The organism is Streptomyces sp. Root431 (genome assembly GCF_001426585.1).
In the GTDB taxonomy this organism is placed as follows: Bacteria; Actinomycetota; Actinomycetes; order Streptomycetales; family Streptomycetaceae; genus Streptomyces; species Streptomyces stackebrandtii.
The window spans coordinates 1-15,515 of sequence record NZ_LMEI01000011.1 but is presented as its reverse complement, the minus strand read 5'-3'; the positions used below and the strand labels follow the sequence as shown (position 1 = coordinate 15,515).

Below are 15,515 nucleotides of genomic sequence, written 5' to 3'. Positions count from 1 at the left end.
CATACGGTCGGCCCGTGATGGACTCCCACTGCTCCGCCTGCGGCGCCCCCTACGGGCCCGGCGCCGGCTGGCCCCGCACCTGCCCCGCCTGCGGCCACACCGCCTACCGCAACCCGCTGCCCGTCGCCGTCGCCCTCCTCCCCGTGACGGACGGGGACCGGGGAACGGGACTCGTCGTCATCACCCGCACCATCGAGCCCCAGCGCGGCGGAGTCGCCCTGCCCGGCGGCTTCATCGACCACACCGAGGACTGGCGCGCCGCCGTCGCCCGCGAACTGCGCGAGGAGACCGGCATCCAGGCCTCCGCCGCAGACGTCCGCCTCGCCGACGCCCTCAGCTCCCCGGCCGGCCACCTCCTCCTCTTCGGCCTCCTCCCCGTCCGCCCGGCCTCCGCCCTGCCACCCTCGGCACCGACGAACGAGACCAGCGGCCACCACCTGCTCCACACCCCCGAGGAGCTGGCCTTCCCGCTCCACACGGAGGCGGTACGGAAGTGGTTCGCGGGGGAGTACGGCTGAGGTTCCGTCACCTCGGCCCCCCGGAACCCCCGGCTGCTTCAGTCGCCTCACAGCCCCCGCACACGCACCGGCAGCCCCACCGGCTCCACCCCGTCGTCCGTCACCCGCTCGACCACCACCCGGCCGTCGACGAGCCGCGACTGGTACCGCTCGATCTCGGCCGGCTCCCAGCCGTCCCCGGTGTCCCGGACGACGAGCCCGCCTCCCGTGCGACCGGCGGCGGGCGCCCACACCTCCAGGGACGGGCCGTCCCCGTCGCCGCGCACCGGGAGCACCGCGCCCGCCCGGGCGAGGACCGGCACCCGTGACAGGGGGGCGTCGAGCAGTACCTGCCCCGGGCCCTCGTACGCCTGCCCCGTCGCCGTGTCGTACCAGCGGCCGCGCGGCAGCCGCACCGCCCGCCGGTCCGCGCCCCGTGTCAGCACCGGCGCCACCAGCAGCGCGTCGCCCAGCAGGAACGCGTCCTCGCAGTCGCGCAGCGCCCGGTCCTCCGGCGTCCCCCACCACACCGGACGGACGTACGGCGCGCCCGTCATCCGGGCGAGCCGGGCCAGCGTCTCGAAGTACGGCCGCAGCCGTTCCCGTTCGGCCAGGGCCGCGCGCGCGTGCTCCAGGACGGCGGGGCCGAACTCCCAGGGTTCGCGCCGCCCCGCGTCGATCGCCGAGTGGGTACGGAAGAACGGCAGCCAGGCCCCCAGCTGGAACCAGCGCAGATACAGCTCAGGAGACGGACTCCCGTCGAAACCGCCCACGTCCGGACCCGAGTACGGCACCCCGCACAGCCCGAGCCCCAGGACCAGGGAGAGCGAGGCCCGCAGCCCCGGCCACCCGGTCGACACGTCGCCCGACCAGGTCCCGCCGTACCGCTGCATGCCCGCCCAGCCGGAGCGGGAGAAGAGGAAGGGGCGCTCGTCGGGCCGCAGCCGGCGCAGCCCGTCGTACCCGGCCCGGGCCATCGTGAGCCCGTACACGTTGTGCGCCTCCCGGTGGTCGCCGCCCCGCCCGTCCAGCGCGTGCCGGGCCGAGCGCGGCAGCGTCGAGTCACCGAAGGGCGCGAAGGACACCGGCTCGTTCATGTCGTGCCACACCCCGGAGAAGCCCTGCCGGAGCCGCTCCTCGTACAGGCCGCCCCACCACTCCCGTACCGCCGGATCGGTGAAGTCCGGATACGCGCACTCGCCGGGCCACACCTCGCCGCGGACCTCCCGCCCCCGGCCGTCCTTGACGAAGGCCCCGGCCGCCCGGCCGCCGTCGTACACGGCGTTCCCCGGCTCGGCCTTCACCGCCGGGTCCACGATCGACACCAGCCGGACGCCCTGCTCCCGCAGCTCCGCCGCCAGGCCCGGCAGGTCCGGGAACCGCTCCCGGTCGACCGTGAACACCCGGTGCCCGTCGTAGTGGTCGATGTCGAGGTGTACGGCGGACAGGGGGAGCCCCCGCTCGCGGTACCCGGCGACCACCCGGCGCACCTCCCGCGCGCTGCCGAACCCCCAGCGCGCGTGCTGGGCCCCGAGCGCCCAGGACGGCGGCAGCGCGGGCGCGCCCATCAGCGCCGCCCAGCCGTGCAGCACGCGCGCGGGGGTGCCCACCACCACCCAGCAGCGCAGCGGCCCGCCGCCCATCCGGACCTCGCTGGTCCCCGGCCGGTCGTGCCCCGACCCGGCACCCTCCTCGCCCTCGGCGAGGGTGACCCGCCCGTCCCAGGAGTTGTCGTGGAACGCGAGGTGCGTGCCCGCGTCCGCGACCACGAACTGCACGGGCATGGTGAGGTACAGCGGATCGTCACCGGGGACGAAGCCCCCCTTGGGGTCGGTGTTCCACAGCCGGTACGACCCGTCCCGCAGGCGCGGGCCCGCCGCCCGCCCGCCGAGACCGAAGAAGCGCGCGTCCGCCGGCACCTCGCTCCGCTGCACCCACCGGACGGCCGCACCGGAGGCCGCCGTACCGGCGGGCTCACTCGAGGCCGTACGCGCGGCGGCCGCACCGGAGGCCGTACCGACAGGCTCATCCGAGGCCGTACGCGCGGCGGCCGCACCGGCGGCCTCCACCGGCTCCCACCAGCGCGGCGGCAGATCCCTGCGCAGCATCACCCCGCCCGGCGTCCGGATCTCCACCGCCCCGTGCCGCGAGACCGCCACCGTCACCCGCTCCGACACGATCCGCCACCCGCCGTCCGTGTCCGGCTCCAGGGCCGCCCGCGGATCGGGCTCCGGCGCCTCGCCGGCCAGCGCGTACGACGGCAGGGGCTCGGCCCCGTCCCACCCCCAGAACACGGCGCCGCCCACCGACACGCGGATCCGCAGCGAGGAACGCGCGAACCGGACGATCCCCCCGCCCGGCAGCCCCTCCGCCCCCGTCGCGAGCCCCGGCACCCGCGCCCGCTCCGCCCCCTTCGGCGGCAGCCCCCACGCGTCCGTACGCCGCTGCCGCCACGCCGCCCGTACCGTCCGCAAGCCCCGCACCGAACCGAACACCTTGATCGAACGCACCAGTTCACGACCGTCCATGGTGATCACCCTGCCACCCACCAGGGGCGATACGAGCTCCGTTCAACTTCCGTTCACCCGTGGTGGGAGCACATATTCAACTAGCCGACCATGGGCGGGCAGACCTGGTGCGAAAGACGATCACATGGCATCGTCCTGTCAGCCGCGTCGCGCGCACACCCCAGCACGTGCGCGGGACACACGCCGACCCCGCGTACAGCCAGGGAGCAGCCCCATGACATCGCCGCAGACCGAACCGCTCTGGCAGCCGGACGACGAACGCATCGCCTCAGCCGCCGTCACCCGCTTCCAGGCCTGGGCGGCCGAACACCACGGCGCCCCCGCCGAGGGCGGCTACCCGGCGCTCCACCGCTGGTCGGTCGAGGAGCTCGAAGCCTTCTGGCAGGCCGTCGCCGAATGGTTCGACCTCCGCTTCTCCACCCCGTACGAGCGGGTCCTCGGCGACCGCTCGATGCCGGGCGCCGAGTGGTTCCCCGGCGCCACCCTCAACTACGCCGAGCACGCGCTGCGCGCCGCCGACGAGCGACCCCATGACACGGCCCTGCTCCATGTGGACGAGACACATGAGCCCGCGCCGACCACCTGGGCCGAGCTCCGCCGCCAGGTCGGCTCCCTCGCCGCCGAACTGCGCACCCTCGGCGTACGCCCCGGCGACCGCGTCAGCGGCTACCTGCCGAACGTCCCGCAGTCCGTCGTGGCCCTCCTCGCCACCGCCGCCGTCGGCGCCGTGTGGACCTCCTGCGCCCCGGACTTCGGTGCCCGCAGCGTCCTCGACCGCTTCCAGCAGGTCGAGCCGGTCGTCCTCTTCACCGTCGACGGCTACCGCTACGGCGGCAAGGAGCACGACCGCCGCGAGACCGTCGCCGAACTCCGCGCCGAGCTCCCCACCCTCCGCGCGGTCGTCCACATCCCGCTCCTCGGCACCCCGGCCCCCGAAGGGACCCTGGCCTGGGACGACCTCGTCGCCGCCGACGTCGAGCCGGTCTACGAGCAGGTCCCCTTCGCGCACCCGCTGTGGGTCCTGTACTCCTCCGGCACGACCGGCCTGCCGAAGGCGATCGTCCAGTCCCAGGGCGGCATCCTCGTCGAGCACGTCAAGCAGCTGGGCCTCCACTGCGACCTCGGCCCGGACGACGTGTTCTTCTGGTACACCTCCACCGGCTGGATGATGTGGAACTTCCTCGTCTCCGGCCTGCTCACCGGCACGACCGTCGTCCTGTACGACGGCAGCCCCGGCTACCCCGACACCGGCGCCCAGTGGCGCGTCGCCGAACGCACCGGCGCCACCCTGTACGGCACCTCCGCCGCGTACGTCATGGCCTGCGCCAAGGCGGACGTGCACCCCGGCCGTGACTTCGACCTGTCGGCCGTGAAGTGCGTGGCCACCACCGGCTCCCCGCTGCCCCCCGACGGTTTCCGCTGGCTCCACGACGAGGTCCGCGAGGACCTGTGGATCGCCTCCGTCAGCGGCGGCACGGACGTGTGCTCCTGCTTTGCGGGCGCCGTCCCCACGCTCCCCGTCCACATCGGCGAGCTCCAGGCGGCGGGCCTCGGCACCGACCTCCAGGCCTGGGACCCCTCCGGCAAGCCGGTGATCGGCGAGGTCGGAGAGCTCGTCGTCACCAACCCCATGCCGTCCATGCCGATCCACTTCTGGAACGACCCCGACGGCAGCCGCTACCGCGACAGCTACTTCGAGATGTTCCCGGGCGCCTGGCGCCACGGCGACTGGATCACGATCACCGAGCACGGCTCCGTCGTCATCCACGGCCGCTCCGACTCCACCCTCAACCGGCAGGGCGTCCGGATGGGGAGCGCCGATATCTACGAGGCCGTCGAACGCCTCCCCGAGATCCGCGAGTCCCTGGTGATCGGCCTGGAGGAGCCGGACGGCGGCTACTGGATGCCGCTCTTCGTCCACCTCGTCGAGGGCGCCACCCTGGACGAGGAGCTCATCGGCAAGATCAAGCGGACGATTCGCAGCGAGCTCTCCCCGCGCCACGTCCCCGACGACATCATCGAGGTGCCGGGCGTCCCGCACACCCTCACCGGCAAGCGCATCGAGGTCCCCGTGAAGCGCCTGCTCCAGGGCACCCCGCTGGCCAAGGCCGTCAACGCCGGTTCGGTCGACAACCTCGGTCTCCTCCACTTCTACGAGACCCTGGCGGCCACCCGCAGGTCCTGACGCACATCGAGAAGAGGCCGGTCCCCGGGAAAGGGGACCGGCCTCTTCGTCTCCGCTTACGGGGATCAGGCGCCCGCGCCGCCCGGCTGCTCGCCGGTCCCGGCCACGGCCGCCTTGACGAGGACGGCGGACACGCCGAGGACGGAGCCCTTCGTACCCGCGGCAGTGGTCTCCGTCAGCACCGTGCGCTCGCCGAGGAAGCCCGACGTCGCCCGGTCGAAGATCCACTGCGTCTGCTCGCCGTCGGCGGTACGGGCGACGGCGACGCCCTCGCGCCCGGCGGCGTCCTTCGCGGACGGCAGGACGGTGACTCCGGGGATGCGCGCGGCGGCCTCGTACAGCGCGGACGTGACCTTGGGAGGAGCCCAGGTCTCGGCGAGGAGGGTCCCGATCGCCCGGAAGGCCCGCTGATCGGCATCGCCCCCGTCCCCGCGGGTCTCCTCCCGGATCAGCCGCAGCAGAGCCTCGGGATCCGTCGGCAGGGTGGCCACGTACGCGTGGGTCGGGTGGGTGACGGAGGGTGCCGCCGCCTCCAGGGTGGTCGGCCGCGGCGACGCGCCCCGGTGTTCCAGCTCGTACACGGGCAGGCTCGGGGAGAGTACGGAGTCGGCGGCGCCGGCCTCCCGCAGCAGCCCGCCGCGACTCCCGTCGGCGGAGAGCCACACCTCACGCTGGTGGGCGGGCGGCAGCGTGGCGACGCCCCCGGCGGCGCTGCGCCCCGCATGGGCGACCAGGCTCTTGACGTAGACGAAGTCCTGGGGCCGGGCGTTCGGCGCCGGAGCCGTGGCGGCGGCGAGCGCGGCGCGGGAGAGCACCTGCTCGGCGCCGGGCGCCGTCGACTCCCCGGCCGTCACCCGGCCCGAGGGCCCGGCCGGAGCCTCCCCGGGCGCGAGGACGACGACACCGGCCACCAGCGCGCACGCGGCGACGGGCGCGGCGATCCAGGTGAGGCGGGGGAGCGGACGGCGGACCGCGCGGGGTGCACGCGGGCGCGTGGCGGGCTCCGAGCCCAGGGCGTCACGCAGGACGGCGTACCGGAGGGCGTGTTCCCGCTCGGGTTCGAGTTCGGGCACGGGCGGGGGCGGGAGGAGCTCCGTCAGCTCGCCGCGCAGGAGGTCGTCGGAGGACGAGTGCGTCTTTCGGGAGGCGTTCATGCCTGGGTCTCCGGGGTGGTTCGGGGCACGAGGGCGGGGCGGACGGTGGGCTGCACGGCGGACTGGACGGTGGGATGACCGGCGGGCGGAACGGCCGACTGACCGGCTGGTTGCACGGCGGGCCGAACGCCGGAGGGGACCGCCTGCTGAACGGCGGACCGGACGGCGCTCCGGTCGCCCGGCCGCTCGGCGGGACCGCCGCCGCGAGGCACACCGGCCCGCTGTCGCCTCCGCAGCGCGCGCAGTTCGGCGTCGGCGAGCTTGCGGAGCCGCTCACGGGCCCGGGACAGCCGGGACCGGACGGTCCCGACCGGTATCCCCAGCGCCTCCCCGGCCGCGACGTAGTCCAGGCCGGCCCACACGACGAGCGTGAAGACCTCCCGCTCGCGGCGCCGCAGCTTGGCGAGCGCGGCGCGGGCGGCCCGCACCTGCTCCCCGTCCGTCATCCGGGCGAGGACCTCGTCGGCGAAGTCGGGCAGCACACCCCGCTCGGGGAGCCGGGCCAGCGCGGCGTCCCGCCGCCGGGCCTCCCGAGCGGCGCCGCGCATGATGTTGGTCGCGATGCCCAGCAGCCACGGCCGCAGGGTCCCGCCGTCGGCGTGCACCTTCCCGCGGCAGCGCCACGCCTCGAGGAACGTGGCGGAGACGACGTCCTCAGCCGCCGCCCGGTCGCCGCACACCCGGAACGCGTAGTGGTACAGGACCCGCGCGTGCTCGTCGTACGCCTCGCCCAGCGCCGCCGGGTCTCCGGCGCGGAAACGATCTCTCATAGGTGATTCCACATCAGGCACTGGGCGCTGGTTCGCCGGAGTTCCCGTGACCTGGACCACACCACGGGCCGCCCGGCCCGCGACGGGTCCCCGCGACCCCCGCGACGTGCCCCCGCCCCGGAGCCGCCCTCGATGTGACTCAGGTCACGGGAACGCCCCGCCCGTCACGAGCAGTGCTGAGCATGAACGACCCCACGACACCTCAGTCCGTACCCCGGTCCACGCTCCGCCCCACGCCCGGCCGCACGACCAGGCGCTCGGTCCTGCGCACCCTGGCCCTGGCCGGAGTCCTCGCCGGCACGTCCCTCTCCACGCTGAACCCCACCGCGGTCGCCGCCGACGGCGCCCCCGAGACGTACGCGCTGACCATCCGGCACCTCGATCGCGCGGGGGCCGCCACCAGCGGGTACCGGACGAACGTCACCGGCATCTCCGGCCCCGGCGCCGACGCATCGGCCGCCCCCTACGACGAGTCCGGCACGGTCACGGTCCGGCTGCCCAAGGGCCGCTACCTGCTCGACTCCACCCTGCTCGGCGCGGACCCGGCCGCCGGCACCGACTGGGTCGTCCAGCCCCGTCTGGACCTGGACCGCGACACGGCGGTCACCGTCGACGCCCGCACCACGGCCCCGGTGAGCGTCCGTCCGCAGGAGAGCGGCGCCCGCTACCTCCACAGCATGGCCTTCGTCGAGGCCACCCACGAGGGGACGACCCGCTCGGCGAACATCATGATGGCGAGCGACGGCCTGCGCGTGGCCCACCTCGGCCCCGCCGCCGAATCCGGCTCGGTCAAGGAATGGATCGACACCTACTGGTCCGGCGAGCGCGCCGACTACGCGCTCGGCTACACCTTCACCTCCGACCGTGCCCTGACCGGTCTCGTCAGGAACCCCGCGCCCGCCGCGCTGGCCACCGTGAAGGTCCGCGCCGCCAACCCGAGCGGAGTCACCGGGACCGGCTTCGTCGACATCCAGCCCAGCGCCGGCCCCACCGTCGGCCTCGTGCAGCCCGTCGCCCCGCTCGCCACTGCGACCTTCCTGGTGACCCCGGAGCGAGGCAAGTGGGACGTCGGCTACGCCGCGCCCGCCGCCCCCGAGACCCCGCCCAACCGCTACTCCGCGAACGGCTTCGCGGTGCGCGCGGGCGCCACCACCACCCACACCTTCGACAACGCGGTCTTCGGCCCCGCCCTCGACCCGGCCCCCGGCGCCCGTCCCGCGGGCCTCCGCACCGGCGACACCCTCGCCCTCGACATCCCGTTCCTCGCCGACGGGGAGGGCCACGCGCCGTCCGCGCCGCGCTTCCACGCCGCCACCACCACGCTCCACCGCGACGGCGTCCTCATCGGCACCCGGAACGGCGCCCCCGGCCGCGCGGAGTTCACCACCACGCCCGGCCGCGCCGCGTACAAGCTCACGGCCACGGCGACCCACGGCAGCGGCCCGACCGCCGGCGGACGCGTCACCGCGTCCTGGACCTTCACCTCGGCCGCGGCCTCCCGCCCCGCCGAACTCCCGCTCGGCACGGTCCGCTTCACCCCGGCCCTCGCCCTCGACGGCACCGCCCCTGCGGGCGCCCTCGTGCGCGTCCCGGTGACCGTGGGCGGCGCGGCGGCCCAGGCCGGCGTCCGGTCCCTCACCGTGTCGATGTCGACCGACGGCGGCACCACCTGGACCAAGGTGCCCGTCGTCGACGGCCAGGCCGGGTTCCGCACCCCCGGCGCCGGCGGGACGGTCTCGCTCCGCGCCGAACTCACCGACACCGCAGGCAACACCCTCACCCAGACCCAGCGGAACGCGTTCCGGACCCGATAGACCGACACCCGATAAGCCGACACCCGATGAACTGAAATCAAGGCGTGGCGCCCGTGCTCCGGGGGAGGAAGAGAACTCCCCCGGAGCACGGGCGCGTCACCACCCCCACCGCTTCCCCCTCACCCCCCGTACGTGGCCTGCGAGTCGCCGAGCACCCCCGCGAAGTCCGCCGCGAGCCGCACCGCGTCCGCCGGCGCGAGCGTCGCCGTCGTGATCCGGACGGCCGGCGGCGCGGCGATTCGGAACCGCGCGCCCGCGGCGACCCACCAGCCCTGCGTCCGCAACCCGTTGACCACGGCGGACTCGTCCCGCACGGGCACCCACACGTTCAGCCCGCTCGCCCCCACGGCACGGATCCGGTACGCGCCGAGCCCGCCGATCAGCGCGGCGCGCCGCTCGGCGTACGCGGCCTCGCCCGCGGCGACCAGCTCCCGCACCGTGGCGTCGCCGAGCAGGCCGGTCACCGTCTCCTGGAGTACGTGACTGACCCAGCCCGAGGTCATCAGCATCCGTCCGTCGTGCCGCGCGAGCGTCACCGCGTCGCACGCGACCCCGGCCCACCGCAGGTCGATCCCGAGGTGCTTGGACGCGGTCCGCACCTGCGCCCACCGGTCGAGCCCCGCCGCCGCGAGCGTGTACGCCGCGGCCCCGCCGACCTCCGCGTTGTGATCGTCCTCGACGACGAGCACCTCGGGGAACTCCCGCAGCACCGCGACCAGTTCGTCCCGCCGCGACCGGGTGAAGAACGCCCCGGTCGGACACTGCCCGCGCGGACTGCACACCACCGCGCGCACCCCGCCCCGCAGCGCCGTCCGCAGCGATTCCGGTACGAGCCCCTCGCCGTCCACCGCGACGGGCACCATCCGCAGCCCGAGCGCGGGGACGAGGTCGAGCAGGTGGTGGAAGCCGGGGTCCTCGACGGCGACCGCGTCGCCGGGCCGCAGCTCCGTCGAGAGGAGCCGCGCGATGCAGTCCAGGGCGCCGTGCGCGAACGTCACGTGCTCCGCGGGCACCCCGTCCCGTTCGAACCAGTCCCTGGTCAGCGCTTCGAGTGCCGGGAGCCGCGGGGCCGCGCGATGGGAGCCGTACACCGGGGCGACCGCCGAAGGCGGCCGCAGTACGGGCAGGAAGGCCGGGTCCGGATGACCGCCGGCGAGGTCGACGAGCCCGGCCGGCACGCGCGGGGGCCGCCGGGAGGCGACCGACGGCACGTCCGCGACCACCGTGCCGCCCCGGCCGCGCGTGACGATCAGTCCCCGCTGCCGCAACTCCTTGTAGGCCGTCGCCACCGTCCCCGGACTCACGCCCAGGTCGTCGGCGAGCCGCCGTACGGGAGGCAGGGCGTCGCCCGGGGCGAGCCCGCCCTCGGCCACGCCCCGCTCCACGGATGCGGCGATCCCCTTGGCCGAAGCCCCTTCGATCACATATTGTGCTGCCACGTAACACATTATGTATCAATACAAAGGAACATGCAAGGGGGACCCATGAGCCGCACCACCCGTCCGACCCGCCCACCCCACAAGGACCGCATCCCCGGTGGCCGCGACGGCCGCCGCATGCTCCTCGTCGGCTTCATCGACAAGTGCGGCACCGGCCTCTGGTCCACCGCCATGGCCCTCTACTTCACCTACGTCACCGGACTCGGCCTCGGCCAGGTCGGCCTCCTCATCGCCGTCTCCGGCGCCGCCGGCATCGCGGGCGCCCCCCTCGGCGGCCGCCTCGCCGACCGCTTCCCCCTCGTCCGCGTCATCGTCTGCACCCAACTCCTCCGCGCGGCGGCCCTCCTGGCCCTCCTCACCACCGACGACTACGTGCTCCTCGTCCTGCTCTCCGCCGTCGGCGCCCTCCCCGACCGCGCCACCAACGTCCTCACGAAGCTCTACGCGGCCCGCGTCGCAGGCCCCGACCGCGTCCGCTACCAGGCCATCAACCGCACGACCTCCAACCTCGGCTGGACCCTCGGCGGCCTCGGCGCGGCAGCGGCCCTGGCCGTCGGCTCCACCACCGCCTTCCAACTCCTCCTCATCGGCGACGCGCTCTCCTACCTCGTCATGGCCGCGCTCACCCTCCGCTGCGCCGAGCCCCCGGCCCCCGAGGCCTCCCGCGTCGTCGCCGCCTCCACCGACGCGACCCCCGCAGCCAAGTGCTCCAACCCCTGGCGCGACCGCGGATTCCTGGCCTTCACCGCCGGAGACGGCGTCTTCTTCCTCCACGACTCGATCCTCCAGGTCGCCCTGCCCCTCTGGATCGTCCACGCCACCGAAGCCCCCGTCGGTCTCGCACCGCTCCTGCTGGTCCTCAACAGCGCCCTCGTCGTGGTCTTCCAGGTCCCGCTCTCCCGCTTCGGCGCGACCACCGAGGCCGCCCGCCGCCTCTACACCCCGCTGGCAGCCCTCTTCGCGACGGGCACCCTCGCCGTCGCCGCGTCGGCCCTCACCGGCCCCAACCTCTCCATCACCGCCCTGGTCACCGCGGCCGTCGTCCTCACGTTCGCCGAGATGATCCACACCATCGCCTCCTGGGAGCTCTCCGTCGCCCTCGCCCCGGACGACGCCCAAGGCGCCTACCTCGGCGTCCACGGACTCGCCCAGTCCACCCAGCGCTTCGCCGGACCCCTCCTCATGACGGGACTGGTCTCCACGGGCCCGCTCGGCTGGCCCTTCCTCGGCGCGGCCCTCGTCGCCACCTGTGCCGCCCAGAACCGCCTGGTCCGCCGACGCCTCACCGAACCGTCACTGTCAGTGGCGAAGGTTACGGTGAGTGAGAACTGATCGGAGCAGTCACCAGGGGGAGACATGACCAGGACCGACACCACCACCACGACCCGCCTCCGCCGCGCCCTGCGCCGCGAAGTCCCCAGCACCGTCGGCCTCCTCGCCGACGCACAGGACTTCGCTGCCATGCGCCGCTACCGCACCTTCGCCTTCGACGACCACACGACCTACCTCCAGCAGATCGAAGCCCTCCTCAAAACCCTCGCCACCCAGGGCGGACACACGACGGTCACCCTCTTCGACCCCGAGGAGTACGAGGTCTACTGCGCCGAGACGGCCATCGACCCCGACCACCCGACGAGCCGCAGCCGCTTCACCGCGCACCTCGCCACCACCGGAGCCCGCGTCACCTACACAGGGCAGCCCCTCAGCACCCTGCTGCCCGAGCTCGTCGACACCGCCGTCCGTCACGCCACCTGGGAGTACGCGACCACGGTCCTCGCCACAGCGGGCGACTGCGCGACCTGCGGCAAGGACATCGGCAAGGCCGCCTTCGCCCAGGCCTCCCGCCTCCTGGCACGCCTCCTCGAAGCGGCCGGCCCCGGCGCACACCACCTCGTCTGCAGCGTCCCCGCCGCGGACGACCAACTCCTCGCCGTCCTCCACGCCCACGGCACGACCCACCCCGAAGGCGCCGAGGCCGCCGAGTTCACGGCCGTCCTCGCCGCGGGCATCGCCCTCGCCGCACCCGGCGGCCTCGTCCTCCGCACGACCGACCCCGCCACCCGCGACCACCTCCACGGCTGGCGCCTCACCGACGGCACCCTGACCCCCCTCACCGAGGCAGAGGTCTTCGCCGCCTACTGCACCGACGCCCGCACCGGAGAGCCCCTCTCCCCGGAGCCGGGCGTCGACTACCGCGCCGGCTTCCCCCTCGCCCCCGACCCCGACGAGGAATGGCCCGCCCACCACTGACCACGGACACCGAAAAGGGGCTCCCCGCCACCGAAGTGACGGGAAGCCCCTTCCCTCCAAACGTCAGCGACCGCCAGGGATCACTCCCCGGACAGCACCGCCTGCGCGGCAAGACGCGCCTCGTGCGCCGTGTCGGCGGCACGCGCCGCGGCAGCGGCCCGCTCGCACTGCGCCAGTGTGTACTTCGCCAGCGTCGCCCGCACGTACGGAATCGACGCGGCGCCCATCGACAGGGAGGTGACCCCCAGACCCGTCAGGACACAGGCGAGCAGCGGGTCCGAAGCGGCCTCGCCACAGACACCACAGCTCTTGCCCTCGGCCTTGGCGGCGTCGGCGGACAGCGCCACCAGGTCGAGCAGCGCGGGCTGCCACGGGTCCTGGAGCCGCGACACCGCACCGACCTGACGGTCGGCGGCGAAGGTGTACTGCGCGAGGTCGTTCGTGCCCAGCGACAGGAACTCGACCTCCTGGAGGATCGAGCGCGCCCGCAGCGCGGCCGAGGGAATCTCGACCATCGCACCGAACTTCGCCCGCAGCCCCGCCTCACGGCACGCGTCGGCGAAGGCCTTCGCGTCCGTACGGTCGGCCACCATCGGCGCCATGACCTCGAGGTACACGGGCAGACCCTCGGCCGCCTTCGCCAGCGCGGTCAGCTGCGTCCGCAGCACCTCCGGGTGGTCCAGCAGCGACCGCAGCCCGCGCACGCCGAGCGCCGGGTTCGGCTCGTCGACCGGCGTCAGGAACTCCAGCGGCTTGTCCGCACCCGCGTCGAGCACCCGCACGACCACACGGCCCTCGGGGAAGGCCTCGAGCACCTTGCGGTAGGCCTCGATCTGCTTCTCCTCGGACGGAGCGTGCTTGCTGTCGTCCAGGAAGAGGAACTCCGTACGGAACAGACCGACGCCCTCGGCACCCGCCTCCACCGCGGCCGGCACGTCCGCAGGACCGCCGACATTGGCGAGCAGCGGCACCTTGTGCCCGTCCGAGGTCGCACCCGGACCGCTGGACGAGGCCAGCGCGGCCTTCCGCGCGGCGGCGGCCTGCGTCAGCTCCGCCTTCTTCTCCTCGCTCGGATCCACGAAGAGCTCACCGGTCGAACCGTCGACGGCGATGAGCGTGCCCTCGGCCAGCTCACCCGCGCCCGGCAGGGCGACGATGGCCGGCACACCGAGCGCCCGCGCGAGAATCGCGCTGTGGCTGGTCGGCCCGCCCTCCTCCGTCACGAAACCGAGCACCAGCGCCGGGTCGAGCAGCGCGGTGTCGGCGGGCGCGAGGTCCCGCGCGATCAACACGTACGGCTCGTCACTGTCCGGCACACCCGGCATCGGGACACCGAGCAGCCGGGCGACGATCCGGTTCCGCACGTCGTCGAGGTCGGCGACGCGCCCGGCCATGTACTCACCGGCACCCGCGAGCAGCTCCCGGTAGTGCGAGAACGCGTCGTAGATACCGCGCTCCGCGGTGCTGCCGACCACGATCCGGCGGTCGACGTCGGCGATGAGCTCCGGGTCCTGGGCGATCATCGCCTGGGCCTCGAGCACCGCCTGCGCCTCGCCGCCGGCCAGGTTGCCCCGCGCGATCAGGTCCGCGGCCACAGCTTCCACCGCCTGACGGGCGCGCCCCTGTTCGCGCTCCGCCTCGTCGGCCGGAATCTGCTTGGCCGGCGGCTCGAGAACCGCCGTGCCCATGTGCCGGACCTCGCCGATCGCCACACCGTGGCTGACCCCGACGCCTCGCAGCGTTGTCTCCATCTCACCCGTCTCCGATTGAGCGACGGCCCCGGCCGCCGCGTTGAATGTCGAACTCGCGGTCGTCACGAGGACGAACGGACTCAGCTCCAGTGGAAGAGCTGGTCGCCGGCCTTCACGTCGCCTTCGACGATGTCGGACAGCGAGTCCGCAGTGGCCTCGAGGGCCACGATGGGACAGATGGGGGACTTGCCGGCGGCTTCGACGGCGGCGGGGTCCCAACGCACGACGGCCTGGCCGCGCGTCACGGTGTCACCCTTGTTGACGAGGAGCTCGAAGCCCTCGCCATTGAGCTGAACGGTGTCGATGCCCAGATGGGTGAGCACACCGTGCCCTTCGTCGTCGACGACGACGAAGGCGTGCGGGTGCATGGAGACGACGACCCCGTCGATGGGGGACACCGCCTCCGAGGGCTCACGCACGGGATCGATGGCGGTACCGGGACCGACCATCGCACCGGAGAAGACCGGGTCGGGAACTGCGGCGAGACCGATGGCGCGTCCAGCAAGCGGCGACGTCACGGTTGTCATGGGAAGCCTCCCAGGGGCGGAGATTGTGTGGCGCCGTCACTACCTGTCCTGGACGGCGTACTGTTCAGAAGCGTAAGTCATAAGAAGTCCTAGTTCCGCACGAGACGTACCACTTGGTGGAGCTAGGACTACCCCGAAACGATTTGCCTCTACTGACGGTGGGATGTACTGTCGTACTCCTGCCTGACCCCAACGCGGCCTTGAGTCGCGGGTCGGCAGCACCTATCAAGCCAGATCCTAACCCCAGTGGTCTACACCTCTGCGTGCGTCAGCTCGCCGGGGGAGTGGTCAGGGGGACCGAGAAAGCCTGGTAATGTTTGACCCCGCCGGGAACGGAAAGCGCGAAAGCGAATTCCATGTCCGGCAGCCCGCTCCAGCGGGTGGCAGAAACGGGAAATCGGGTCTGCTAAGCTGGAAACACGAAATACCGAAGGGAAGCCCGGAGGAAAGCCCGAGAGGGTGAGTACAAAGGAAGCGTCCGTTCCTTGAGAACTCAACAGCGTGCCAAAAATCAACGCCAGATTAGTTGATACCCCGTCCATCTTCGGATGGTCGAGGTTCCTTTGAAAAAGTCCACCYTTCGGGGTGGCAATTACACAG

At 73.6% G+C, this 15,515-nt stretch carries 12 protein-coding genes; 5 read left to right on the top strand and 7 right to left on the bottom strand.

Annotation, left to right across the window (positions count from 1 at the left end; translation table 11 throughout):
* Nucleotides 1-17: 17 nt before the first annotated feature.
* Nucleotides 18-518, top strand: a complete 501-nt coding sequence (locus tag ASC82_RS19715; protein ID WP_079039384.1) for an NUDIX domain-containing protein — start codon at nt 18-20, stop codon at nt 516-518.
* A 47-nt stretch (nt 519-565) separates the two neighbouring features.
* On the opposite strand, the gene ASC82_RS19710 is transcribed toward ASC82_RS19715, so the two are convergent.
* Nucleotides 566-3,025, bottom strand: a complete 2,460-nt coding sequence (locus ASC82_RS19710; RefSeq protein WP_056650765.1) for a glycoside hydrolase family 31 protein — start codon at nt 3,023-3,025, stop codon at nt 566-568.
* A gap of 214 nt (nt 3,026-3,239) precedes the next feature.
* On the opposite strand from ASC82_RS19710, the gene ASC82_RS19705 reads away from it, so the two are divergent.
* Nucleotides 3,240-5,210, top strand: coding sequence for an acetoacetate--CoA ligase (locus tag ASC82_RS19705; protein ID WP_056649681.1), 1,971 nt, complete (start codon nt 3,240-3,242; stop codon nt 5,208-5,210).
* A 65-nt stretch (nt 5,211-5,275) separates the two neighbouring features.
* Here ASC82_RS19705 and ASC82_RS19700 read toward each other — a convergent pair whose 3' ends face one another.
* Together ASC82_RS19700 and ASC82_RS31175 are read right to left on the bottom strand one after the other, a co-directional pair.
* On the bottom strand, nt 5,276-6,364 hold the full coding sequence (locus ASC82_RS19700; RefSeq protein ID WP_056649678.1) for a CU044_5270 family protein: 1,089 nt from the start codon (nt 6,362-6,364) through the stop codon (nt 5,276-5,278).
* Nucleotides 6,361-7,134 (bottom strand): RNA polymerase sigma factor, encoded by a 774-nt coding sequence (locus ASC82_RS31175; RefSeq protein ID WP_079039383.1) that lies wholly within the window; start codon nt 7,132-7,134, stop codon nt 6,361-6,363. Before ASC82_RS31175 ends, ASC82_RS19700 begins: the two co-directional genes overlap by 4 nt.
* Nucleotides 7,135-7,316: 182 nt before the next feature.
* Between ASC82_RS31175 and ASC82_RS19690 the strand changes: the two genes are divergently transcribed.
* Nucleotides 7,317-8,948 carry a serine protease gene (locus ASC82_RS19690; protein WP_107105928.1) on the top strand — a complete coding sequence of 544 codons (1,632 nt, stop codon included), beginning with the start codon at nt 7,317-7,319 and terminating at the stop codon, nt 8,946-8,948.
* 119 nt (nt 8,949-9,067) lie between these two features.
* Here ASC82_RS19690 and ASC82_RS19685 read toward each other — a convergent pair whose 3' ends face one another.
* The gene (locus ASC82_RS19685; protein ID WP_056650755.1) at nt 9,068-10,387 is read right to left on the bottom strand and encodes an aminotransferase class I/II-fold pyridoxal phosphate-dependent enzyme; all 1,320 of its coding nucleotides are present in this window, start codon (nt 10,385-10,387) and stop codon (nt 9,068-9,070) included.
* Between the two features lie 45 nt (nt 10,388-10,432).
* Here ASC82_RS19685 and ASC82_RS19680 point away from each other — a divergent pair, with 45 nt between their 5' ends.
* Entirely contained in the window at nt 10,433-11,719 is a 1,287-nt protein-coding gene (locus ASC82_RS19680) for an MFS transporter (protein WP_277914791.1), read from the top strand.
* A 24-nt stretch (nt 11,720-11,743) separates the two neighbouring features.
* The gene (locus ASC82_RS19675; protein WP_056649674.1) at nt 11,744-12,637 is read left to right on the top strand and encodes a hypothetical protein; all 894 of its coding nucleotides are present in this window, start codon (nt 11,744-11,746) and stop codon (nt 12,635-12,637) included.
* 80 nt (nt 12,638-12,717) lie between these two features.
* On the opposite strand, the gene ptsP is transcribed toward ASC82_RS19675, so the two are convergent.
* The 3 genes from ptsP to ASC82_RS30810 form a co-directional block, all read right to left on the bottom strand.
* The gene (ptsP, locus tag ASC82_RS19670; protein WP_056649672.1) at nt 12,718-14,388 is read right to left on the bottom strand and encodes a phosphoenolpyruvate--protein phosphotransferase; all 1,671 of its coding nucleotides are present in this window, start codon (nt 14,386-14,388) and stop codon (nt 12,718-12,720) included.
* Nucleotides 14,389-14,468: 80 nt separating this feature from the next.
* A complete protein-coding gene (locus ASC82_RS19665) occupies nt 14,469-14,915 on the bottom strand; it encodes a PTS glucose transporter subunit IIA (RefSeq protein ID WP_056649668.1) in 447 nt (148 codons plus the stop codon).
* Nucleotides 14,916-15,166: 251 nt separating this feature from the next.
* Nucleotides 15,167-15,515 (bottom strand): hypothetical protein (locus ASC82_RS30810; protein ID WP_206779220.1); only part of this gene is annotated, 349 nt, incomplete at its 5' end.

Bases quoted from the DNA above. Each gene is read 5' to 3' on its own strand.
- ASC82_RS19715 (WP_079039384.1), top strand. From the start codon at position 18: ATGGACTCCCACTGCTCCGCCTGCGGCGCCCCCTACGGGCCCGGCGCC.
- ASC82_RS19675 (WP_056649674.1), top strand. From the start codon at position 11,744: ATGACCAGGACCGACACCACCACCACGACCCGCCTCCGCCGCGCCCTG.
- ASC82_RS19680 (WP_277914791.1), top strand. From the start codon at position 10,433: ATGAGCCGCACCACCCGTCCGACCCGCCCACCCCACAAGGACCGCATC.
- ASC82_RS19700 (WP_056649678.1), bottom strand. From the start codon at position 6,364: ATGAACGCCTCCCGAAAGACGCACTCGTCCTCCGACGACCTCCTGCGC.
- ASC82_RS19710 (WP_056650765.1), bottom strand. From the start codon at position 3,025: ATGGACGGTCGTGAACTGGTGCGTTCGATCAAGGTGTTCGGTTCGGTG.
- ASC82_RS19705 (WP_056649681.1), top strand. From the start codon at position 3,240: ATGACATCGCCGCAGACCGAACCGCTCTGGCAGCCGGACGACGAACGC.
- ASC82_RS31175 (WP_079039383.1), bottom strand. From the start codon at position 7,134: ATGAGAGATCGTTTCCGCGCCGGAGACCCGGCGGCGCTGGGCGAGGCG.
- ptsP (WP_056649672.1), bottom strand. From the start codon at position 14,388: ATGGAGACAACGCTGCGAGGCGTCGGGGTCAGCCACGGTGTGGCGATC.
- ASC82_RS19690 (WP_107105928.1), top strand. From the start codon at position 7,317: ATGAACGACCCCACGACACCTCAGTCCGTACCCCGGTCCACGCTCCGC.
- ASC82_RS19665 (WP_056649668.1), bottom strand. From the start codon at position 14,915: ATGACAACCGTGACGTCGCCGCTTGCTGGACGCGCCATCGGTCTCGCC.